2 protein-coding genes and 1 pseudogene are annotated in these 1,840 nt (G+C 70.3%); all 3 read right to left on the minus strand.

Annotated elements, in window-relative coordinates:
• A pseudogene (locus JaAD80_RS31275) lies at positions 1-240 on the minus strand (short-chain dehydrogenase); the annotation flags it as partial.
• Positions 237-1,529 (minus strand): FAD-binding oxidoreductase, encoded by a 1,293-nt coding sequence (locus JaAD80_RS29045; RefSeq protein ID WP_102299650.1) that lies wholly within the window; start codon positions 1,527-1,529, stop codon positions 237-239. The gene JaAD80_RS29045 and the pseudogene JaAD80_RS31275, both read right to left, overlap by 4 nt.
• Positions 1,526-1,840: flippase-like domain-containing protein (locus JaAD80_RS29050; RefSeq protein WP_146012609.1), on the minus strand; the 315-nt coding region annotated here is incomplete at its 5' end. The genes JaAD80_RS29045 and JaAD80_RS29050, both read right to left, overlap by 4 nt.

Genomic DNA, 1,840 nt, shown 5'->3' on the forward strand with positions numbered 1-1,840 from the left:
GTCGGCCCGCGCCAGCAGGCCCGCATGCAGGCCGTAGTCGTCGAGGTCGGCGCATTCGCCGCCGATGTACGGGCCATCGGCGCCGGCGCGCACGCGCAGGTCTTGCAGCAGGGAATCGAGCTTGGCGCGGTTGCGCGCGATGCAATGGACGCTGGCGCCGCTGGCGACGAGGCGGCGCGCGGTGGCGTGGGCGATGGCGGAGGTGGCGCCGAAAATGACGGTGCGTTGCAAGGATCTCATGGGTTGACTCTTCTCCAGAAGCTTGATGAAAATTGCGGATCGACAAAGGCGCTGAATGCTTGCCAGGCGGGAAAGCCGGCGCGGAACAGGCTGGCGGGCATGCGCGCATCCTTGGCCGGGTACAGGGCGCCGCCGGCCTGCGCCACGATGGCGTCGAGGCTGGCGAACAGACGCAGGCTATCCGCGCCCCGGTTGGGAAAGTCCAGCGCCAGGGTGGCGCCGGGCCGGGCGAACGACAGCATGCCGGGCGCCGGGCGCGTGCCGAACGTCTTGAGCACGGCCAGGAAGGAACCCTGGCCGCTGGCGGCGATGCGCGCAAGGATGGCGGCGATGCCGTCGTGGCTGCTGGCCGGCGGCAGCACACACTGGTACTGGTAAAAGCCGTGCCGGCCATAGATGCGGTTCCAGTCGCGCACGCCGTCGAGCGGATAGAAAAAGCTGCCGTGATGGCGCAGCGACGGCGACGCCGGCAGGGGCCGGTGGTAGTACAGCGCATTGAAGGCGCGCAGGCTGGGGCCGTTGACCAGCGAGACGGGCGGCGTGACGGACATGCAGCGGTGCACGTGCCGGTACAGGGGCAAGGCTTGCTGCGGCGGCGCGTGGCAGGCGCTGCTGAAGATGCCGCGCGGCTGGCGCGCCAGGCAGTCGATCCACGCGACGGTGTAGGGCATGTCGCGTTCGGCCGCGCCGTTGAGTTCCCAGAACCGCTCCAGACCCGTGAAACGCTGTTCCTCGACCAGCATGTAGGCATTCGCGACGGGCATCAGCTGCAATTCGGCCCAGACAATGCAGCCCGTCAGGCCCAGCCCGCCCACGGTGGCGGCAAACCACTGCGGCTGCTGCTGCGGCCCGCACAGCATCCGGCTGCCGTCCGAGCGCAGCAGCTCGAAGGCGCGCACGTGGTGGCCGAAACTGCCGGCCACATGGTGGTTCTTGCCGTGCACGTCATTGGCGATGGCGCCGCCGACCGTGACATGGCGCGTGCCGGGGGTGACGGGCAGGAACCAGCCTTGCGGCAGCGCCAGGGTGAGGATTTCCCCCAGCAGCACGCCGGCCTCGCAGCGCAGCACGCCGCTGGCGCGGTCAAAGCTGATAAAGCGGTCCAGGCCCCGCGTCATCAGCAGGCTGGCGCCGTCGTTCAGGCATACATCGCCATAGCTGCGGCCATTGCCGTGCGCCAGCAGGCTGCCGGCAACGGACGGCAGCACGGCATCGCGCGCATGCAGGGCCAGCTGCTGTGCATGGGCCGCCTGCGGCAAGCCGTTCCAGGAACGCACGGCCGCGCTCATGACGGCTGCGCCTGCGGGCCGCGGCTCGACGACAGGGCGGCCACGCCCAGGGCCACGGCAAACCACAAGGTTGTCAGGCGGATCAGGATGGTGGCGGCCACGGCTTGCGCCGGCGCCATGCCTTGCCACAGCAGCAGGCTGACCATGGCCGCTTCCATGCCGCCCAGCCCGGCCGGCAGGAAGCTCAGCGCCCCGGCCAGCATGGCGCCGGCAAATGCCAGTGCGGCAAACGGCAGGCTGGCGCCCGCGTCCAGCCACTGCAGCAGGCAGTAAAAGGCCAGGGCCTCCGCCGCCCAGGCCGCCAGCGAGAG

This window comes from Janthinobacterium sp. AD80 (assembly GCF_002878455.1).
Taxonomy (GTDB): Bacteria; Pseudomonadota; Gammaproteobacteria; order Burkholderiales; family Burkholderiaceae_D; genus Janthinobacterium.

What these genes read in the sequence shown, in the direction of transcription:
- JaAD80_RS29045 (WP_102299650.1), bottom strand. Translation starts at nt 1,529, where the DNA reads ATGAGCGCGGCCGTGCGTTCCTGGAACGGCTTGCCGCAGGCGGCCCAT.